We start from the raw sequence: 19,319 nt of genomic DNA on the forward strand, positions 1-19,319 counted from the left end.
AATTAAGTATGAAGTATCTATCATTATTCATGATATTGTTTTGTATTACTGTCTCTGTTAAGGCTGTTAACTATGCTCCAGATAAAAAGATATGTTACAAACAAACGAAGCAAGGGGAACTTTACTTACATGCATTTTATCCAGAAAACTATTCACCAAATGATCACAGGCCTGCTGCTGTATTCTTTTTTGGAGGCGGATGGGTTGGAGGTAATCCTAAACAATTTTATCAACAAGCAACACACCTCACTAAATTAGGTTTCGTCTGTTTTAGTGCTGAGTATCGAGTGAAACGGTTTCATAAAACAACTCCATTTGAATGTGTTGAGGATGGTAAGTCTGCAATCCGTTGGGTTCGTAAACATGCATCTGAGCTGGGTGTGAACCCTAATATGATAGTTGCTGGTGGTGGTTCTGCTGGTGGACATGTTGCAGCATGTACAGGGGTGATTAAAGGACATGAAGCAAAGGGGGAAGATCTAACAATTTCTTCAGTGCCCAATGCAATGATCTTATTTAATCCAGTTTTAGATACTACCACTAAAGGGTATGGTGCAGAAAAGGTGAAAGGGCGTGAAAGAGAAATATCACCATGTCATCAAGTCCACAAGTCGATACCTCCGACTATTATTTTTCAAGGTACAGATGACCATACTACACCTTTTGAGAATGCTGCCCGATTTGATTCATTGATGTTTGAAAATAAAAATAGATGTACATTAATCCCAATTGTTGGTAAAGATCATGGATTCTTTAATAGTAGTTATTTTAGAAAAAAGAATACTGATGATGATTATAACTATACGATGTATCAATCAGAAATTTTTCTGTGGAAGTTAGGGTACATCTCTGAACCAAGTAAATGGTCTTACAATTTTAACAGTGACCTTATCTATGCTCCATTGCAATCATTGGATTATCATCAGATCAGAAGAGGTTTAAAGAATAGCCAAATAAAATTCATCAAAGATAAGACAGGAACTGTTGCTTTTCTTGGAGGATCGATAACGTTCAATAAAGGGTGGCGAAATATGATATGTGACTACTTGAAGAAGAAGTTTCCACAGACTGAATTCACGTTTATTGAAGCAGGTATTCCTAGTGAAGGTTCTACATCAGGCGCTTTTCGACTAGATAGAGATATTCTATCAAAAGGATCTATCGATTTATTGTTTGAGGAAGCTGCCGTAAATGACAGGTCGCCAGCATTAAATCGTTCAAGTAACGATCGTGTTCGAGGAATGGAAGGAATTGTACGTCATGCCATGGAGCAGAATCCAGATATTGATATTGTGATGATGCATTTGGTGGACCCGAGAAAAATGGATGACTACAGAAATGGTAAGATTCCACAAGAGATTGTTGATCACGAGTCGGTGGCAAAACATTATAAAATAGGATCAATAAATTTAGCAAAAGAAGTTACGGATCGAATTGATCACAAAGAATTTACCTGGGAGAACGATTTCAAGAATCTTCATCCATCTCCATTTGGACAACAGGTTTACTTTAATTCGATGAAACAGTTTCTCGAGTCATGTTATTCAGGTTCTATTGCTGACGATGATAAAGTGACAATTAGGACAATTCCAACACCTTTAGATGCTCAGTGTTATTCAAAAGGTGAATTTATCTCTATTGAGAGTGCAAAGCTTAAAAAAGGATGGGTGTATGATCAATCTTGGTCACCCAAAAAAGGGGAACGTATACGTAAAGGATATAGTAATATACCAGTAATTAAAGCAGCAAATTCAAAGGGATATATGAGTTTAGATTTTGAAGGAAGAGCAATTGGTATTAATGTAATGTCTGGACCAGATGCTGGGAAAATAGAGTACAGTATTGATAAAGGGCCATATCAAACATTTGATCTTTTTACAAGCAATAGTCATTATCAACATCTACCAAGATATTTTGTTCTGGATGCGAGTTTGTCAAATAAAAAGAAACATAACATTCGTATTCGTGTTTCAGAGGATCACAATAAGAATAGTAAAGGTTATAGTTGTAGAATATATTCATTCTTTGTGAATCAATGAAATTTTTTGTAACCCTTATAATAGTGATTTTGTGTCATCTTAGTGGGATGGCACAAAACATTCTTCCTACTCCTTCCAGAGTAGAGGTGCGAGATGATTTGTTCCACTTGCCGAAAGTGTGGTATGTTTCTTACCCAAAGAAAGCAAAAAGTATTGTATCATATTTTACTGAGAGATTCGATTCTTATTGTGATGTTCGTCAAGGAAAAAGAAATAAGTCAAACTTAATCCTTTCTTTTTGTGACGATTCCTTGAAGTATGGTATGGAGGGGTATGACATAAATATTGAGAAGACTAAAATCACAATTTCGGCTTATACAGAGAATGGTCTCTTTTATGCAATTCAATCTTTGATCCAACTGTTTCCTTCCCATATTCAGGCTAACTTACAATATGATGTTGAGGATGTCACAATTCCAACATTATACATTTTCGATAAACCTAGATATGCATGGAGGAGTTTTATGTTAGACTCCGGTCGTCAATATCAAAGTGTAGATTTCATTAAAAAATATCTTGATCATATGGCAATGTTAAAAATGAATGTATTTCATTGGCATTTATCAGAAAGCCTTGGTTGGAGGATAGAGATAAAGAAATATCCACGATTAGCAAAAGTTGGAGCTTTTGTTCATGATTGGCCAGGTCAACACGGATACTATACTCAAAAAGAAATTAGAGAAATTGTTGAATATGCAAGAAAGAGGATGATTAATGTGATGCCTGAGATCGATTTGCCAGGTCATGCAGATGCAATGCTCGTAGCATACCCTGAGTTGTCTTGCTTTAATCAGCCTATTGAAATTCAAACTAAAATTTCATCAAATCTTTGTTGTGCCGGGAAAGAGACTACATATCATATTCTTGAAGATATCTTAGATGAAGCATGTGACCTTTTTCCATTTGAATACCTTCATCTTGGAGGGGATGAAGCAAAGAAAGATACGTGGGACAGATGTCCAGATTGTCAAAGCGAAATAAAGAAACACGATTTGAAAGATAGTCATGAATTACAGCAGTATTTCTCAAAACAGTTGGCATTATACTTAAAGGAAAAAGGGCGAAGGGTAGTTTTTTGGCAAGAAGTTGCTGAGCATGATGGTGTGGAATTTCCTGATAATATAGCAATTAATTGGTGGATAGGAAATCGGACGAAAACAAGACGAACTCCTGATGTTGGATATCGTAAGGCATTAGAGAAAAATATACCTATTATTCTTAATACCAATCGTTACTCATATCTTAATTTTCCTGTCGTACCATGGAAGAAATATAAAAAAAATCGAACATCTGATCTGAAAGTTATTTATGAGCAAAATGTAAGTGACATCGCTAATCCAAGTCCTCTAGTTATGGGAATGGGATGTAGTTTATGGACCGACTGGAATGTTCAGGAATATATGATTGATCAACGAGTATTTCCTCGAATATATGCGTTGTCTGAGCAGATGTGGCATAATGGGAAGAGAAAGTCTTTTGATGAGTTTTATGAATGTGTCATTCAAAAGTATTCATTACTAAAGCAGCTTGGTATAGATTATGGGCCTGCTTTAAAATCAGAGGTGCCTAAAAACTATAAATGGGATTAAATATGAAAAATATTCGTTTGCTTAAAACACTTATTGCTCTATTGATGCTGTCTTCTACACAAATTAGAGCAGAGAAAAAACCTAACGTAATCGTCTTTTTAGTAGATGATCTAGGATATAAAGATTTAGGATATACAGGGAGTTCATTTTATGAAACTCCAAATATTGATAAGGTCGCAAATGAGGGTATTATTTTCAATAATGGTTATGCTGGAGCCTCTAATTGTGCTCCAAGTAGAGCTTGTTTACTAAGTGGACAGAATACTCCACGCCATGGAATTTATACTGTTAAATCTTCTGAGAGAGGTAATGTTAAAACACGAAAGATTATTCCTACTCCAAACACATTGGTTTTACAAGATAAAATACAAACGCTTGGGAATCTGTTTAGTACTAATGGTTATAAAACTATTAGTCTAGGCAAATGGCATGTTAGTAATAATCCATTAACTCAGGGGTTTGATGAAAATGTTGCTGGATGTGAAATGGGTAACCCTGGTAGAAAAGGATACTTTGCTCCATATAACGTACCAAAGCTAGAACCCAAGAAAGAACACGAATATCTAACCGATAGACTTACTGATGAAGCCATCGGTTTTATCGATAGAAACCAAGATAATCCATTTTTTGTCTATCTATCTTACTACTCAGTGCATAGTCCATTGATGGCAAAAGACAGTCTAGTTAAAAAATATAAGCATAAAATGAATTCTCCTGGACAGTCTAATGCCAATTATGCAGGAATGATAGAGACAGTGGATACTAATATGGGGAAACTGATTAGTGCTTTAAAACAACGTGGTTTGCTAGAAAATACTTTAATCATTTTTACTTCTGACAATGGAGGTGTTCGCAAAACATCATATCAGGACCCACTTCGAGCTGGTAAAGGAAGCTATTACGAGGGAGGAATACGTGTTCCTTTTTTTGCCTATTGGAAAGGAAAAATTAGAGGACATAGGGTTAGTGATCTTCCGGTTGTAAATATGGATATATATGCAACATGTAAAGCCTTAGTTAAGGACAATAATCGTCAAGTTTGTGATGGACGAAGTCTCTTACCACTGCTTGTTAAAGGTGATAAACTATCAACGAAACCTCTTTTTTGGCATTTTCCCATCTACTTAGAATCATATGCAGGTAAAATTGATCAAGCAAGAGATGTTCTTTTTAGAACACGCCCTGGTACTGTTGTGAGATATGGTAATTGGAAATTACATTATTATTATGAAGACAATAAAATGGAGTTATATAATCTTATCTCTGATATAGGAGAACGAAATAACTTAAAGGATAAGTATCCTGAAAAGTGCCATGAACTTTATGAGATGATTAAAACATGGAGAGAAAATCTTCATGCACCAGTTCCTATTACTCTTAACCCAGAATATAATGCTATTGTTGAGAAAGAAATGCTAGAAAAGCGTAACAATCAGTTTTAATGAATCAAAAGATAAAACTAAAATTACTCACAACTACTTCTAAATTATGAATGTAAACAAATGGTGGATACCTACATCTTTAGCGATGCTTTGCAGTTTCAACAGTATGGCCGCAGAGAAAAGGGAACAACAGAAACCTAATATTATCTATATCCTTGCTGATGATCTAGGATATGGTGAGCTTGGTTGTTATGGACAGAGATTAATTGAAACACCAAATATTGATCAATTAGCAAAGGAAGGTATTAAGTTTACTCAGCATTATTCAGGATCGCCTGTTTGTGCACCATCTCGATGTGTCTTGCTTTCTGGTAAGCATACGGGACACTCTTATATCCGAGGTAATTATCCTGTGTCAGGTGGAGTTAATGGGAAGACTTATTACGAGTCAATGTTATCAGATTCATCTATTGAGGGGCAAAAATCCATTCCTGCTGATGTTAAACTATTACCAGCATACCTAAAGGATCAGGGATATAATACTGGAATGATAGGTAAATGGGGGCTAGGATCTCCTACTTCAGTAAGTACTCCCAATAAAAAAGGATTTGACTTCTTCTGTGGTTATATCTGTCAAAAAGTAGCACATACATACTATCCAACCCATCTATACTTAAATGAAGAGCGATTTTATCTCGACAATGATACGGTTGATTTAGACCTTAAGCTTCCCAAAGGAAGTGACCCTTTGGATGTGAAAAGTTACGATAAGTTCACATCGAATACTTATTCTCCGGATGTGATGACGTCTAAAATGAGAGAATGGATCTCTAGAAATGGAAAACAACCATTTTTCTTTTATTGGGCTTCTCCAATCCCCCATGTAGCATTGCAAGCTCCTAAAAGATGGGTCGATTACTATCAAAAGAAATTTGGTGATGAAAAGCCATATCTCGCAAACAGAGGTTATTACCCATGTAGATATCCTCATGCAACTTATGCCGCAATGATATCTTATCTTGATGAACAAGTTGGGGTGCTTGTTAAGCAGTTGAAGGGTATGGGTATTTACGACAATACATTGATCGTTTTTACATCGGATAATGGACCATCCTTTAATGGAGGTACGGATAGTCCTCATTTTAACAGTGCAGGTCAATTTAATGAATCGATGGGATGGGGTAAATGTTCCGTACACGAAGGTGGTGTTCGAGTTCCGATGATTGCTTGCTGGCCTAAGCGTATTAAGAAAGGAAGAACATCCAATCACATTAGTGCATTTTGGGATGTCTTACCTACTTTTTGTCAAATTACAGGGCATAAGATACCAGAAGATACAGATGGTATAAGCTTCTTTAATACCCTAGTAGATAAGAGGCAAGCGATGCATGAATATCTTTATTGGGAATATCCTGAAAGAGATGGTCAGCAAGCAATGAGATATGGAAATTGGAAACTTATTCGAAAGAATTTACGTCGAGGTCAAGTGAAAGAGGCCTTATATGATTTAACAAAAGATCCGAAAGAACAGAAGAATGTGAAAGAAGAATATCCACTACTGTTTGTCTATGTGAAAAATTTGATGAAGAAAGAACATACCCGTTCGAATTTGAAGAAATTTAGAATGCCTCATGTGGATAATTAAGAATTAATGGTGTTAACCTATAAAACATAAAAATTAATGATCAATAAAAAGAATTTGTTATTACTCTCTTTGGTTACAGCTTCTGTTGGAGTCCAAGCCAAAAAAGAAAAATCAAATGAAAATCAACAACCTAATGTCGTAATCATATATGGTGACGATGTGGGGTATGCTGATGTTGGTGTTTATGGTAGTAAACTAATCCCTACACCAAATATTGATAGAATGGCTAATGAAGGGATTGTGTTTACCGATGGACACTGTACTGCATCTACCTGTACTCCTAGTCGATTTTCAATGTTAACAGGAATTTGTGGGTTTCGGTATAATGCGAATATTTTGCCTCCAGGTGCTCCTCTTCTGATTCCTACTAATATTACCACCTTGCCTAAGGTTTTTCAACAAGCTGGTTATGCCACTGCTTGCATTGGTAAATGGCATTTAGGACTTGGAAGTAAAGGACATAAGGTTGACTATAATGCAGAGGTTGCTCCTGGCCCTAATGAGATAGGATTTGACTATTCATATATTCTTCCATCAACAAATGATAGGGTTCCTTGTGTTTATTTGGAGAATCATAAAGTTGAAGGATTGAAAAAGAATGATCCTCTTTATATTGGTCGTAAGAAAAGTGATGTAGAAGGACATGATAACACACAATATCCTGACGGAAAGGTAAACCCTGAAGCCATGACATACTATAAGAGTATGTATGGACACAATAATAGTGTGATCAATGGTATTGGTAGAATAGGGTATCAATCTGGTGGAAAAAGTGCATTATGGAATGATGAGGATATGAGTGATGTTTTTGTTGCAAAAGCAAAGAAGTACATAAAAAAGCATAAGAAGAAACCATTCTTTTTGTATTATGCAGCCCAAAATATACACGTTCCTCGTACACCTCATAAAAGGTTTCAAGGTACGACAACATTAGGTTATCGTGGTGATTCGATGGTAGAGTTTGATTGGGTTGTTGGAGAGATACTAAAGACCCTAAAAGAGAATGGTCTTGATGAAAACACAATTGTAATTTTTAGTAGTGATAATGGGCCTGTTTTCAATGATGGTTACGATGATGGGTGTACTGTGAAAACTTCAACTAAAGAGGTGGATAGAGGTCATGACCCAACAGGTGTCTATACTGGTGGTAAGTATCGTATCCAAGAAGGTGGTACTCGAGTTCCATTTATTATTAGATGGCCTGGTAAAATCAAACCTGCAAAATCAAATGCTCTTGTTAGTCAAATAGATTTTTTAAAATCTTTCGCAACTTATTTGAATGTGGATATACCATCAAGAGAAGCCAAAGATAGTCGGGATATGAGAGCCACTTTCTTGGGAGAAGCCAAAGAAAATGCTCCTTATATTGTCGAAGAGGCTCCTGGAAATCAAACTGCATTAAGGCGTGGCGCATGGAAATATATACCGAATCATAAAAGGGGTAAGCGAGTATCTCATGCAGCTCTTTATAATGTAAAGAATGATCCTTCGGAAAAGAATAATCTCATTGAACAATTTCCTTCTATTGCTAAAGAAATGGAAAATCTACTTCTAAATATTAAGAGATGATTTGAATGTCACTCTATTTTTAATAGAATCGATCTTATTAAATAAAGGTCTGTACTATCAAGATAGATCTACAATGGGAGATAAATAGAGCTTTCTCTATTCATATCTCCTGTTGTTTTGTAAAGATTTATTGATAGATGATTCAAGAATTATACAGAAAATACATCGCAGTTATCAACTTATTTTGTGATAAATAAGTAGCGTGATGAGTGTCCTGATTTAAGCTAAATTGAAGAATATATTCTTTTATGTTACACTGTATTAGTTTTAAATATTAGGTAGGCCTTGGCTTGTTGTAAATATTTATTGATAAGAGTATTGTGTGTAAAAAGAGAAGCCATCCGAATGGATGGCTTCAAAAATTGTTTTATAAAGAAGAAATAAAATTATTTCTGAACTTTAGCTTTTTTGTATCCGTATACAGCATTTGCACCCAACTCTTGCTCGATACGAAGAAGTTGATTGTATTTCGCCATACGGTCAGAACGGCTCAATGAACCTGTTTTGATTTGTCCTGAGTTAGTTGCTACTGCGATGTCTGCGATAGTTGAATCTTCTGTTTCACCTGAACGGTGAGATGTTACAGAAGTATAACCAGCACGGTGTGCCATCTCAATTGCATTCAATGTTTCAGTCAAAGTACCAATTTGGTTAACTTTAATCAAAATTGAGTTAGCTGCACTCAATTCGATACCTTTCTGTAGATACTCAACATTAGTTACGAAAAGGTCGTCACCTACTAACTGGATCTTATCTCCTAGTTTCGCATTTAACAATACCCATCCATCCCAGTCTCCTTCGTCCATTCCATCCTCAATAGAATCGATTGGGAAGTTCTCAACAAGAGAAGCTAAGAAGTCAACTTGCTCTTCACGTGAACGAATAGCTCCGTTATCACCTTCGAATTTAGCATAGTTGTATTTTCCATCTACATAGAATTCAGAAGCAGCACAGTCAAGAGCGATAGAAACATCTCCTCCATCTTCAGCGCAACCTGGCTTGTAACCTGCATTCTTGATCGCTTCGATGATACAGTTCAATGCATCTTCAGTTCCGTCAAGTTTTGGAGCGAATCCACCTTCATCACCTACTGCTGTAGAAAGTTTTCTTGCTGAAAGAACTTTTTTCAATGCGTGGAAAATCTCTGCACCCATACGAAGACCTTCACGGAAAGAAGGAGCACCAATAGGACGAATCATGAACTCTTGGAATGCGATAGGAGCATCAGAGTGAGATCCACCATTGATGATGTTCATCATTGGAACAGGAAGAGTTTTTGCGTTTGTACCACCGATGTAACGGTAAAGAGGCATATCTAGGTAATCTGCTGCAGCTTTTGCAACAGCCAAAGAAACACCCAACATTGCGTTAGCACCAAGATTACTCTTAGTTTTTGTTCCGTCGATTTCAAGAAGTTTGTGGTCAAGTGAAACTTGATCCAATGCGTTCATACCAACGATTTCTTTAGCGATTACGTTGTTTACGTTATCAACAGCTTTCAATACCCCTTTACCTAGGTAACGGTTCTTGTCTCCATCACGCAATTCTAGTGCTTCATTTTCTCCTGTAGATGCTCCTGATGGTACACCTGCAAGACCTTTACATCCGCTCTCTAGAGTTACTTCTACTTCGATTGTTGGGTTACCACGAGAATCTAAGATTTCTCTACCGACTACTTTTTCAATTAACATCTTTACTTATGTTTATATGTTAAACAGTTATCAGAATTACTCTTGTCTATATAGTTAAGACAAGGATAGGTCTGAAGCAATATATTTTAAGACCTCTTGGGTAGATAGCCTACCCATAATGTTTTATTTAAATTCATTTTGATTAGACACCCATCTCGAAAAACATGTTGTAAAATATACAGCTCGTCATTGGATAAATGGTTGTTTTTTCAAAACAGTACAAATATACATTTTTACTTTCTGTTTCCCTAGTACTGAAAGGAGGTTTTTTGCCTGGTTCTTATATTTTTATTGTAAGAATAAAAGTGTGAGTGGATGTGTTTCATAGCAGTAAAATAACATCGCTCACAAGTTTTCAATATGACATTTAGTGACTTTATAGATCAAAAAATTATGTTTTTAGATCACCTGTTGGTCTTCTCGATGTGATTCATTGCCAAATGCCACTTTTGTGTGGCTGATTGGGGGAGGGATTAAAGATTGTAATAATCAAACTTAATATGAGTACCGTGAAATAAAAGTTGTAAATGTATTGATTCTCCTGAATCTGTTTTGTAGAGGGAACTTTTTTCTAGTTCAGACTTTGTGTGATGCGATTTATTGTTTTATTAGAAATGAATGAAAATGTAGTCATTCATCATTTTTGAAAAGAGTGTGAAAAGCATGTTTCATCACTCTTTAAGACTTGCTGTTTGAATAATTATTTTTCTATTCAAAATGTAATTGAAAATTCTGAACTAGTTGATGTAGGGCCTCATTTTCATGAATCATTTCATTTAATGTGGATTGTTTTTCTTGTTCTTCTTTTGACCCTTCTTTTTCAATGATAGATACTTTTGTTTGTATCTTTGTTCTCGCGGTAAAATATCGTTCAATTCTATCACACAAGTTTTTTGCAATGTCAATGTCTTTGGGAAGTACCTCTAGTTGGAGATCTCTTGTGGATGCAAGTTTTGGGACATGCTGTTGAAAGAAAACTAACTCAGTTGGTTCTTTGATTTTTGTCATGATTTCACTCCAAATGTATGCGATAGAAGTAGGGGTGTGTTGCGTCGGAGTTTTACTTTGACTGTATTCTGATTCTTTTTCTTCTTTAAGAATTGAAGAGTCAGGTGTGTTTGTAATTCTTACAGTTTTACGGATCTTTTTATTTGATACAGGTGGAGTGTCAATTTTCTTTGGCTCAGAGTCCTGTTTCGAGATTTCTCTTAAGAACATTGGAGCCAAAGAATCAAATTCTTCCTCATCTACTGAGTCATCATCGTTTTTTTTTTTAGTTTGGCATCGAGTTGTGCCAATTTAATGAGAGCAAGCTCGATATGAAGACGTTTGTTTGTCGATGTTTTGTATTGAAAATCAGACTCGGAAACAATACGCAAACCTTCAATAAGGAATGGTTGAGAGCACTTTGTCGCTTGTTCTTTATATTGATTCTTTGTGTTGTTGCTTACTTCTAGAAGTTTAATGGTTACTGTATCACTTGCTACCATTAAATCTCTGAAATGTCGAGCTAATCCCCCAAGGAAATGTTGACCTTCAAATCCTTTCGAAAGAATTTCATTAAAGATAAGCATGGTTTTTAAGTAGTCTGCTTCAAGAAACAGATCGATTAGCTTGAAATAGTAGTCGTAATCTAGAACATTCAAGTTCTCTAGTACTTTCACATAAGTTACTTCGTCTCCACAAAAGCTAACCACTTGATCGAAAATAGATAAAGCATCACGCATGGCACCATCCGCTTTCTGAGCAATGATATTGGCAGCATCCTCTTCAAGTGAAATAGATTCAAGACTAGCAATGTGTTGTAGATGACTCTCTATGTTCGAAATCTCCATTCTGTTGAAATCGAAAATCTGACATCTAGATAAAATAGTGGCTAGAATCTTATGTTTTTCGGTGGTGGCTAGAATAAAGATCGCATGTGCTGGTGGTTCTTCTAATGTTTTTAGAAATGCATTAAAAGCACTTTGAGATAACATATGTACCTCATCGATGATATAAACACTATATTTGCCTATTTGAGGTGGAATCCTAACTTGGTCGTTGAGAGAACGGATGTCTTCAACTGAATTGTTAGATGCAGCATCTAATTCGTGGATGTTGTACGAACGATTTTCTGTAAATGAGGTACAACTTTCACAGGTGCCACAAGGTTCAAAGTCTGTCTTTAAATTTTGGCAATTAATTGTTTTAGCAAAAAGACGTGCACATGTAGTTTTACCGACACCTCTTGGTCCACAAAAAAGGTATGCATGAGCAAGGTGATCTGTTTTGATTGCATTTTTTAGCGTGTTGGTAATGGCTTCTTGTCCAACAACGGATGCAAAAGTGCCAGGTCTATATTTTCTTGCAGAAACAATAAAGTTTTCCATATATTCTATTTCAGTCTTAATACCTTTGAAAAGTTGGAGTCAAAGATATAAAATTTGCGCCAACTGTTAAGGCCAACTATTGAAAAAAACATCATTAAAAATGACATAATCTAAGAATAAGAAGTTTAGACATTTTTAAATTGTTTACTTTGTGACAGAAACTTAATTATATATCGTAATAAACTTTAAATCAATTTTGAATCTATGTTGCTATTAATCTTCATTATGGTCGCAGGGATAGTGCTTGGATACCTACTTCGAAACCAACGCAAGATTATTTCTGTGAATAATAAATTAACTACAATAATAATTTATCTATTGCTTTTTGTCCTTGGTTATGGGGTTGGTGCAGATGAAAAAATTATATCCAATTTGTTTGGGCTTGGAAAAGATGCATTATTATTAACAGCAGGTGCTGTTGCTGGGAGTATATTCTTTGTGCGTTTGGTAGAAAAGAAGTTTTTTCCGTAAGAAGTGATCTGAAATGTGAAAAATAGTTTTCTTCCTTCTGTTTTTACTATAGTGAAATAGGTTACGTTGGAAACAGAAGGAGATAAGTTCTAAAAATGTTAAGTTGCTAACTATGAAAGGTAGTGTAATAATATTATGTTTTTTTGCTTTAGGGGCAATTCTTGGAGTGTATGATCTTTTACCTTTAGAGCATGTTCCTGTGGACAACGTGAGTGAATATGTTTTGATGAGTTTGCTTTTCGTAGTAGGTATTGGTGTGGGTGCTGATAGCTCTTCATGGGACTTGATAAAATCAATGAATTATAAGATATTAATGGTTCCTATTTTGATTGCTATCGGTTCGATAATTGGTGCAGCATTGGTCTCATTTGCTTTGCCTAACATCTCATTTGCAGATGGAGCAGCTGTTGGGTCAGGATTAGGATATTATAGTTTGTCTTCTATATTGATAACAAAAGCTAATGGAGAGATGTTGGGTACAATTGCATTACTCTCAAACATTATTCGTGAGTTAACAACACTTATTTTGGTCCCTTTTTATGTGAGATATTTTGGTCGATTTGCTGGAATTGCTTCAGGTGGGGCTACTTCAATGGATACAACTTTGCCTATTATTACAAAATATTCAGGTAAAGAGATTGCTGTCATTTCTGTGTTTAATGGGATTGTTCTCACTCTGTTAGTTCCAGTCTTGGTCTATTTTTCTTTATCAATATTGCCAATAATAGTCAAGCTTTCGACTGATTTGTTCGGTTAGTGTTTAGTCGTTTGTCGAACAATGATTAACTTTGTGGTGTTTGCATTAAAAAGGAGATGAGTGCAATCACAGTGTCGTTTGCTACTGATGAGATAAGAAGGGAAAAATATGATTAAACTAAATAATCTAGAACGATCTGCAATGATTTTTCGTGAGAAAGTCATTAGTTATCGTGAGATGATAAAGAATATCCATGGATTTGCAGATCTTTTTGTGGATGAAAAGGTAGATAAAGTTGCGATTTTTTCTGAGAATCGCCCTGAATGGATCTATGCTTTTTATGCTGCATGGAGAAATAATGCTACGGCAGTTCCAATTGACTTTATGTCCATGGCTAGTGATGTGGCCTATGTTTTGGAAGATAGTAAGCCAGAAGTTGTATTTACTAGTAAGGAGCAAAAATCTATTCTGATAGAAGCTATTGCTAATTGTGGATATAACCCCAAGATTGTTGTATTTGATGAATTAGATCTAGATCATATTGCTTCTGAACGTGATAATTGGTCCGATCCAAAGAATATGGATGATACTGCTGTTATCATCTACACCTCTGGTACTACTGGGTCACCAAAAGGTGTTATGTTGAGTTACACTAACTTGGAAGCAAATGTGTGGGCAGTTACTGGAGGTGTTACTATCTACACTGAAGATATGGAGACCTTACTTCTTTTACCTCTACATCATATTTTTCCATTAGGTGGCTCTATGTTAATTCCATTGGCTTCAGGAGGCACAATTGTTATTGCGGCGTCTATGCAGCCTAATGAGATGATGGAGACCTTAAAGAATAATAAGGTAAATCTTATTATTGGAGTACCTCGCCTGTATGAGATTATGTACAAAGGGGTAATGAGCAAGATGGAGAAATCTAAGATTGCCATGTTTCTTTATCGTTTGGCAAAACGAATTAATTCGAAATCTTTTTCACGCAAGATCTTTAAAAAAGTTCATGATAACTTAGGTGGCAATCTTGAGTTTATGATTGCTGGAGGTGCTGCTTTATCTAGTGAAGTTGGTGCTTTTTGGAAGATTATGGGTTTTGAAATACTCGAAGGTTATGGAATGACTGAGGCATCACCTATGATCACATTTACTCGTCCTGGAAAAATTGTCGCAGGAAGTCCTGGAGAGGCCTTGCAAGGAATTCAAATTCGGTTTGAAGAGGGTGAGATCCTTGCGAAGGGACGCAATATTATGAAAGGATATTATAATCGTCCAGAAGAGACTGCAGATGTATTAAAAGATGGTTGGTTATATACTGGTGATTTGGGATACATGGATGAGAAAGGTCTCTTGTTTATCACAGGTCGTAAGAAAGAAATTATTGTCACTCCTAACGGAAAGAATATCAATCCTGTCGAGTTGGAGTCAAAATTAGATTTGATTTCTGAAGGAGTTAAGGAATCAGGAGTAATTTTACATCAAGACCAATTGCATGCAATTGTGGTTCCTGAATACAGCTTTTTGGAATCTCACGGAATTAAAGATATAGATACATTCTTTAAAAAAGAAGTATTCTCAAAATACAATGAATCAGTCTCTTCATACAAGAGAATTGTAAAGTTTACAATTATCAATATGGAGTTGCCTCGAACTCGGTTAAGTAAGATTCAACGATATAAACTGGAAGAATTTATTGCTGCTGCTGAAGCTCCACGACAAGAGGAGACAAAAGATAATAAAGCTCCATTGTCAAAGGAGTATGCTGCAGTTAAGGATTTTATTGAAGCACAAGTTGATATGGAAATTCTTCCGGAACATCATATTGAGTTCGATATTGCTTTAGATTCTTTGGCTAAGATGAATCTAATCGATTTTATAGAAAAGAATTTTGGAGTTAAAATAGATGAAGAGCGTCTATTAAAATTTCCTTCGATTTCGAATATGGTTGACCACATTAGGGAAAATAAGCTATTTCATAAGGTTGAGAATATTAATTGGTCTCAAACTCTCAAAGAAAGAGTGAATGTGACTTTACCTCGTACCTGGCCAACAACTAATTGGATTCGTATGGCCTCGAAATTATTCTTTAAATTTTATTTTAGATTAACAGGGGTAAATAGACAAGCTATGCCAGAAGGGGCTTGTATTATTGCACCAAATCACCAAAGTTTTATTGATGGGCTTTTAGTTGCGTCCTATATAAACAATAGAACAATGAATGACACATACTTCTACGCTAAAAAAGAGCATATAAATAATGCTTTGTTAAGAGGTGTGGCAGATCGTAATAATGTGATTGTGATGGATTTGAAGAAGGATCTTAAAGAGTCAATACAAAAGATGGCAGAAGTGCTTCGTCAGGGTAAGAAGTTGATAATTTTTCCTGAGGGTACTCGTACTTATGATGGAAGTGTTGGGACTTTTAAAACGACCTTTGCAATTCTAAGTAAAGAGCTGAATGTGCCAATTTTACCTGTTGCAATTAGAGGTGCTTATAATGCAATGCCTAGAGGTTCAAAATTTGTAAAACCTTTTAAGAAAATTGAAGTCGAATTCTTAGATCTATATTATCCTGAGGAGAAGGAGCCTAAGGTTATTGCTCGTGAAGTGAAAGAGATGATTAGTCAGAGGGTATATTAACTAAGAGTTTAAAATAGATATTTGTAGAGGATAATCCATCGGGTTATCCTCTTTGTTTTTAGTCGAGGTGATTAATATGATTCTTACTATTAGAGTTGGATTAATAAAACACCATGTAATGCAATTATAGAAACAGAGATTGTATAGTAAAAGAGAAAATGAATGACCTAAGTGTTTATTTATTATTAATATTACTTAATTCATACCCAACCTGCAGTATAAAAGTGGAATGTCTACTTTTGAGGTAACAAAAAAAAACTATGCTTTTCTTAACTTAGCAGAGTTATGAAATATGATATTGAATTTAAAGAGATGGTTGTATCCTTAGTGCAATCAGGTCAAAGCGTTACCAAAGTAGCGAAAGATTATAAGGTAAGTCCTATAACGCTTAGAAGCTGGCTAAAGAAAGCCGCTAGTATTGAAGGTTTAGCAGGAAAAAAAACGCTTACTGCAGAAGAGCAAGAGATAAAACGTCTAAAGAAGGCATTAAAAAATGCAGAATTAGAGCGTGATATCTTAAAAAAAGCGGTGAGCATTTTCTCCAAGAAAGACTGAATAAGTATTTGTTTATAAGGGATCATCGAAGTTTCTATTCAGTTGGGAAAATGTGTGAACTTCTTCGTATTAGTAGGAAGTCTTTTTATCAGTGGGTGAATAAAGATTATAGTTCAAAGCACCCATCTATTCAAAGGACATTGACCATAAAAGAAGAAATACAAAGGATTTATGATCAAAGCAAAGGCAGGTATGGAAGTTGTCGAATTCGCATAACATTGAGACGTTCTGACATCTATTTGTCAAGGAGTTATGTCGCACGTCTTATGAATAGAATGGGATTAAAAAGTATCTTAAAAAAGAAGTTTAAAGCAACAACAGACTCAAGGCATGACTATCCTGTTGCACCAAATCTTCTAAATCGAGAATTTCGTGTAGAGAAGCTTGGAAGTAAGTGGGTCTCAGATATCACATATATTAAGGTTTTAAACCGATGGGCATACCTTACAACTGTAATTGATCTTGCAGATAGACAAGTGATTGGATGGGCTTTGAGTGAAGATATGACTACAGAGAATACCGTTTTGAAAGCATGGACCAATGCTCGTAATAACAGAGATATACAAAAAGGCTTTATTTTCCATTCAGACCGTGGTTCTCAATATGCAAGTAACTTATTTAGAAATATTTTCATAAAGCACTGTGATGCAAAGCAGAGCATGAGTCGAAAGGGTAACTGTTGGGACAATGCTGTAGCAGAAAGTTTCTTTAAAACGATCAAATATGAATGCTTAAATCATACCTAAAATACGCAGATGTTTTTCTTGCATACCTCAAATCTTTATTATGGGGTAATATCCTGATTTTAAGCCTGCATTTGGAGATACTACGTGCTACATCTATGAATTTAGACCTTTGATAGACACAACTTCCCTTACCCACTTATGTCTTAAGGCTAATGAGGGAGAGCCAATACCAGTTCCGTTTATCATTCTATCCAGTCTTTGTAGATTTAATTAGTTTCTTATTGTTTGTTGCTAAATGAACAATCACTCTTCGCCCACTTTTGGTAATCTTAGCTGCCACCGTAACAAAGCGAAATATAAATGCTTTGAGTCTACTTGTTGTCTTTAACCCGTCGACTAAATCAGCAAACTTTGATATTATGTATCGATATAGAATGTGTGCTACAGCCATTATTATCAAGTAAACAGTGTTCTCTTCTAAGTTGCTGTGAGGCATTGATTTCCAATTAAAATCATTGTTCTGAATATCAAAAACCTTCTCGCTAGCTCCACGTTGATTGTAGAATATAATAGCTTGTTCTTCTGTAATATCCCAATCATTGGTTACTATAAACTGATAACTCTTCGCATCATTGGTTATCAATGACATTTGATTGGACTTATTGGGTTTTCGGTATGCGATGATTCTATGTGTATATTGACCAAATTCATATTTGAAGCTATTGACTTCATATGCTTGATTATTTATCTCACAACAAGACCAATTATCTGTTTTTGATGCTTTTGATAGTAATACGTTAGAGTGAGAGGCTCTAATCGAAAATAGAATACCCTCTTGATGAAAGTAGTCTGTAACCTCTTTGATATATGAACCACAGTCCATTCTTGCATATCGTAATTTTACACCTTTGGATGCCAACAACTCTAATGCTCGTTTATGGGTCTCTAATTGAGCCGTTTTAACATGACAATTTCCATTTCGTCCTTCAATATATACAGGAATGTTACCTATGGTTGCGACTCCTGGGAAGTATCCTTCTGTCTTCTTATAGCTATATTCTGCATCACTCTTTTGAGTGGGAATAAACTGGTGATCAAAATCATAGATAAGATCAGAAGCATTAGGATCTAACTGTTTAAACTTAATAGCACTAGCCAACAAGAATTTATTCATTAGTGTGTTAACATTTATCTTTTGGCCTTTAATTGTAGTCTTTCCTTCGATAATCTCACATGGAGTAGAAAGCTCCACATCTCCTCTTAGAATGGTATCAGCAGAAGGGATAGAAATTGATCTCAAGTTATTCAATGTATTATCCCGAAGATAGTTAATATCTTCCGTCGCACTACCTCCACAAAAAGTAGTGTATACGCGTGGTAATAACAAATCAGAGAACTTATAGATACACTTTGGGTCTCGGTCTACTAATTGCTCATTAATAAATTGAATAATGCCGTTTGAAATTAGCAAATCATGAATTAAATATATCCCACCAAATGGTGTCACCTTTGAATTAAAATCTTTGATCATTCACCTAAATAGGTGATTTTTCTGAATATATAAAAGCCTTACTATGCATTGTCTTACTGATGTTTACTTAAAATTAATACAATACACGTGCGGATTCAAGGTCATATTAAATTTGACAATATGAGACAGCTACGTCAAACGGTTAATCAATATATCTATTGGTATAACAATGATAGAGTGCATTCAGCTTTGGACTATAAGACTCCAGTTGAGAAGGAGATGGAATTAAGAAATATAAACTTGAAAAGTATAGCTTAAAAATTGTAACCTTTTTAGTTGCTATTCCAGAGTTTAATTTACACTACTCCAATGGCAGAGGATCTCCATAGGTTTTCTCCGTAGTTTGTTGCTACTTCAAAGATACTTGATTCATCAAAAATGTTAAATAGATGAATATTCTATGGTGATAATATCTTAAGATTATTTTTTATTCTACCGTCAATCTATGA

General features: G+C 35.3%; 15 protein-coding genes. 11 read left to right on the forward strand and 4 right to left on the reverse strand.

Annotated features, from left to right (window positions below):
• Positions 1-8: 8 nt before the first annotated feature.
• The 5 genes from K5X82_01460 to K5X82_01480 are packed head-to-tail and all read left to right on the forward strand — an operon-like array spanning position 9 to position 8,224.
• On the forward strand, positions 9-2,039 hold the full coding sequence (locus tag K5X82_01460; protein QZT37571.1) for an alpha/beta hydrolase fold domain-containing protein: 2,031 nt from the start codon (positions 9-11) through the stop codon (positions 2,037-2,039).
• Positions 2,036-3,628, forward strand: coding sequence for a beta-N-acetylhexosaminidase (locus tag K5X82_01465; GenBank protein QZT37572.1), 1,593 nt, complete (start codon positions 2,036-2,038; stop codon positions 3,626-3,628). Before K5X82_01460 ends, K5X82_01465 begins: the two co-directional genes overlap by 4 nt.
• 2 nt (positions 3,629-3,630) lie before the next feature.
• Positions 3,631-5,070: a sulfatase gene (locus K5X82_01470; GenBank protein ID QZT37573.1), complete on the forward strand. Its 1,440-nt coding sequence runs from the start codon at positions 3,631-3,633 to the stop codon at positions 5,068-5,070.
• 46 nt (positions 5,071-5,116) lie between these two features.
• Positions 5,117-6,655 (forward strand): arylsulfatase, encoded by a 1,539-nt coding sequence (locus K5X82_01475; protein QZT37574.1) that lies wholly within the window; start codon positions 5,117-5,119, stop codon positions 6,653-6,655.
• A 36-nt stretch (positions 6,656-6,691) separates the two neighbouring features.
• Positions 6,692-8,224, forward strand: coding sequence for an arylsulfatase (locus K5X82_01480; GenBank protein QZT37575.1), 1,533 nt, complete (start codon positions 6,692-6,694; stop codon positions 8,222-8,224).
• Between the two features lie 386 nt (positions 8,225-8,610).
• On the opposite strand, the gene eno is transcribed toward K5X82_01480, so the two are convergent.
• The 3 genes from eno to K5X82_01495 form a co-directional block, all read right to left on the reverse strand.
• Entirely contained in the window at positions 8,611-9,915 is a 1,305-nt protein-coding gene (gene eno / locus K5X82_01485; GenBank protein QZT37576.1) for a phosphopyruvate hydratase, read from the reverse strand.
• A gap of 708 nt (positions 9,916-10,623) precedes the next feature.
• Positions 10,624-11,133, reverse strand: coding sequence for a hypothetical protein (locus K5X82_01490; GenBank protein ID QZT37577.1), 510 nt, complete (start codon positions 11,131-11,133; stop codon positions 10,624-10,626).
• 29 nt (positions 11,134-11,162) lie between these two features.
• Complete coding sequence (locus tag K5X82_01495) at positions 11,163-12,287, reverse strand: DNA polymerase III subunit gamma/tau (protein ID QZT37578.1); 1,125 nt, start codon at positions 12,285-12,287, stop codon at positions 11,163-11,165.
• A 204-nt stretch (positions 12,288-12,491) separates the two neighbouring features.
• Between K5X82_01495 and K5X82_01500 the strand changes: the two genes are divergently transcribed.
• The 5 genes from K5X82_01500 (at position 12,492) to K5X82_01520 (ending at position 17,399) form a co-directional block, all read left to right on the forward strand.
• Positions 12,492-12,758 (forward strand): lysine exporter LysO family protein, encoded by a 267-nt coding sequence (locus K5X82_01500; protein QZT37579.1) that lies wholly within the window; start codon positions 12,492-12,494, stop codon positions 12,756-12,758.
• A 112-nt stretch (positions 12,759-12,870) separates the two neighbouring features.
• Positions 12,871-13,515: a lysine exporter LysO family protein gene (locus K5X82_01505; GenBank protein ID QZT37580.1), complete on the forward strand. Its 645-nt coding sequence runs from the start codon at positions 12,871-12,873 to the stop codon at positions 13,513-13,515.
• 108 nt (positions 13,516-13,623) lie between these two features.
• Positions 13,624-16,098 (forward strand): AMP-binding protein, encoded by a 2,475-nt coding sequence (locus tag K5X82_01510; protein QZT37581.1) that lies wholly within the window; start codon positions 13,624-13,626, stop codon positions 16,096-16,098.
• A gap of 285 nt (positions 16,099-16,383) precedes the next feature.
• Complete coding sequence (locus K5X82_01515; GenBank protein ID QZT37582.1) at positions 16,384-16,653, forward strand: transposase; 270 nt, start codon at positions 16,384-16,386, stop codon at positions 16,651-16,653.
• Entirely contained in the window at positions 16,650-17,399 is a 750-nt protein-coding gene (locus K5X82_01520; protein QZT39072.1) for an IS3 family transposase, read from the forward strand. Before K5X82_01515 ends, K5X82_01520 begins: the two co-directional genes overlap by 4 nt.
• 187 nt (positions 17,400-17,586) lie before the next feature.
• Here K5X82_01520 and K5X82_01525 read toward each other — a convergent pair whose 3' ends face one another.
• A complete protein-coding gene (locus tag K5X82_01525) occupies positions 17,587-18,870 on the reverse strand; it encodes an IS1380 family transposase (protein QZT37583.1) in 1,284 nt (427 codons plus the stop codon).
• A gap of 120 nt (positions 18,871-18,990) precedes the next feature.
• Between K5X82_01525 and K5X82_01530 the strand changes: the two genes are divergently transcribed.
• Complete coding sequence (locus tag K5X82_01530) at positions 18,991-19,128, forward strand: IS3 family transposase (GenBank protein QZT37584.1); 138 nt, start codon at positions 18,991-18,993, stop codon at positions 19,126-19,128.
• Positions 19,129-19,319: the final 191 nt, after the last annotated feature.

The organism is Prolixibacteraceae bacterium, from assembly GCA_019856515.1.
In the GTDB taxonomy this organism is placed as follows: Bacteria; Bacteroidota; Bacteroidia; order Bacteroidales; family Prolixibacteraceae; genus Halosquirtibacter; species Halosquirtibacter xylanolyticus.

What these genes read in the sequence shown, in the direction of transcription:
- K5X82_01495 (QZT37578.1), bottom strand. Translation starts at nt 12,287, where the DNA reads ATGGAAAACTTTATTGTTTCTGCAAGAAAATATAGACCTGGCACTTTT.
- K5X82_01465 (QZT37572.1), top strand. Translation starts at nt 2,036, where the DNA reads ATGAAATTTTTTGTAACCCTTATAATAGTGATTTTGTGTCATCTTAGT.
- K5X82_01470 (QZT37573.1), top strand. Translation starts at nt 3,631, where the DNA reads ATGAAAAATATTCGTTTGCTTAAAACACTTATTGCTCTATTGATGCTG.
- K5X82_01460 (QZT37571.1), top strand. Translation starts at nt 9, where the DNA reads ATGAAGTATCTATCATTATTCATGATATTGTTTTGTATTACTGTCTCT.
- K5X82_01505 (QZT37580.1), top strand. Translation starts at nt 12,871, where the DNA reads ATGAAAGGTAGTGTAATAATATTATGTTTTTTTGCTTTAGGGGCAATT.
- K5X82_01480 (QZT37575.1), top strand. Translation starts at nt 6,692, where the DNA reads ATGATCAATAAAAAGAATTTGTTATTACTCTCTTTGGTTACAGCTTCT.
- K5X82_01525 (QZT37583.1), bottom strand. Translation starts at nt 18,870, where the DNA reads ATGATCAAAGATTTTAATTCAAAGGTGACACCATTTGGTGGGATATAT.
- K5X82_01515 (QZT37582.1), top strand. Translation starts at nt 16,384, where the DNA reads ATGAAATATGATATTGAATTTAAAGAGATGGTTGTATCCTTAGTGCAA.
- eno (QZT37576.1), bottom strand. Translation starts at nt 9,915, where the DNA reads ATGTTAATTGAAAAAGTAGTCGGTAGAGAAATCTTAGATTCTCGTGGT.
- K5X82_01510 (QZT37581.1), top strand. Translation starts at nt 13,624, where the DNA reads ATGATTAAACTAAATAATCTAGAACGATCTGCAATGATTTTTCGTGAG.
- K5X82_01500 (QZT37579.1), top strand. Translation starts at nt 12,492, where the DNA reads ATGTTGCTATTAATCTTCATTATGGTCGCAGGGATAGTGCTTGGATAC.
- K5X82_01475 (QZT37574.1), top strand. Translation starts at nt 5,117, where the DNA reads ATGAATGTAAACAAATGGTGGATACCTACATCTTTAGCGATGCTTTGC.
- K5X82_01490 (QZT37577.1), bottom strand. Translation starts at nt 11,133, where the DNA reads ATGTTCTTAAGAGAAATCTCGAAACAGGACTCTGAGCCAAAGAAAATT.
- K5X82_01530 (QZT37584.1), top strand. Translation starts at nt 18,991, where the DNA reads ATGAGACAGCTACGTCAAACGGTTAATCAATATATCTATTGGTATAAC.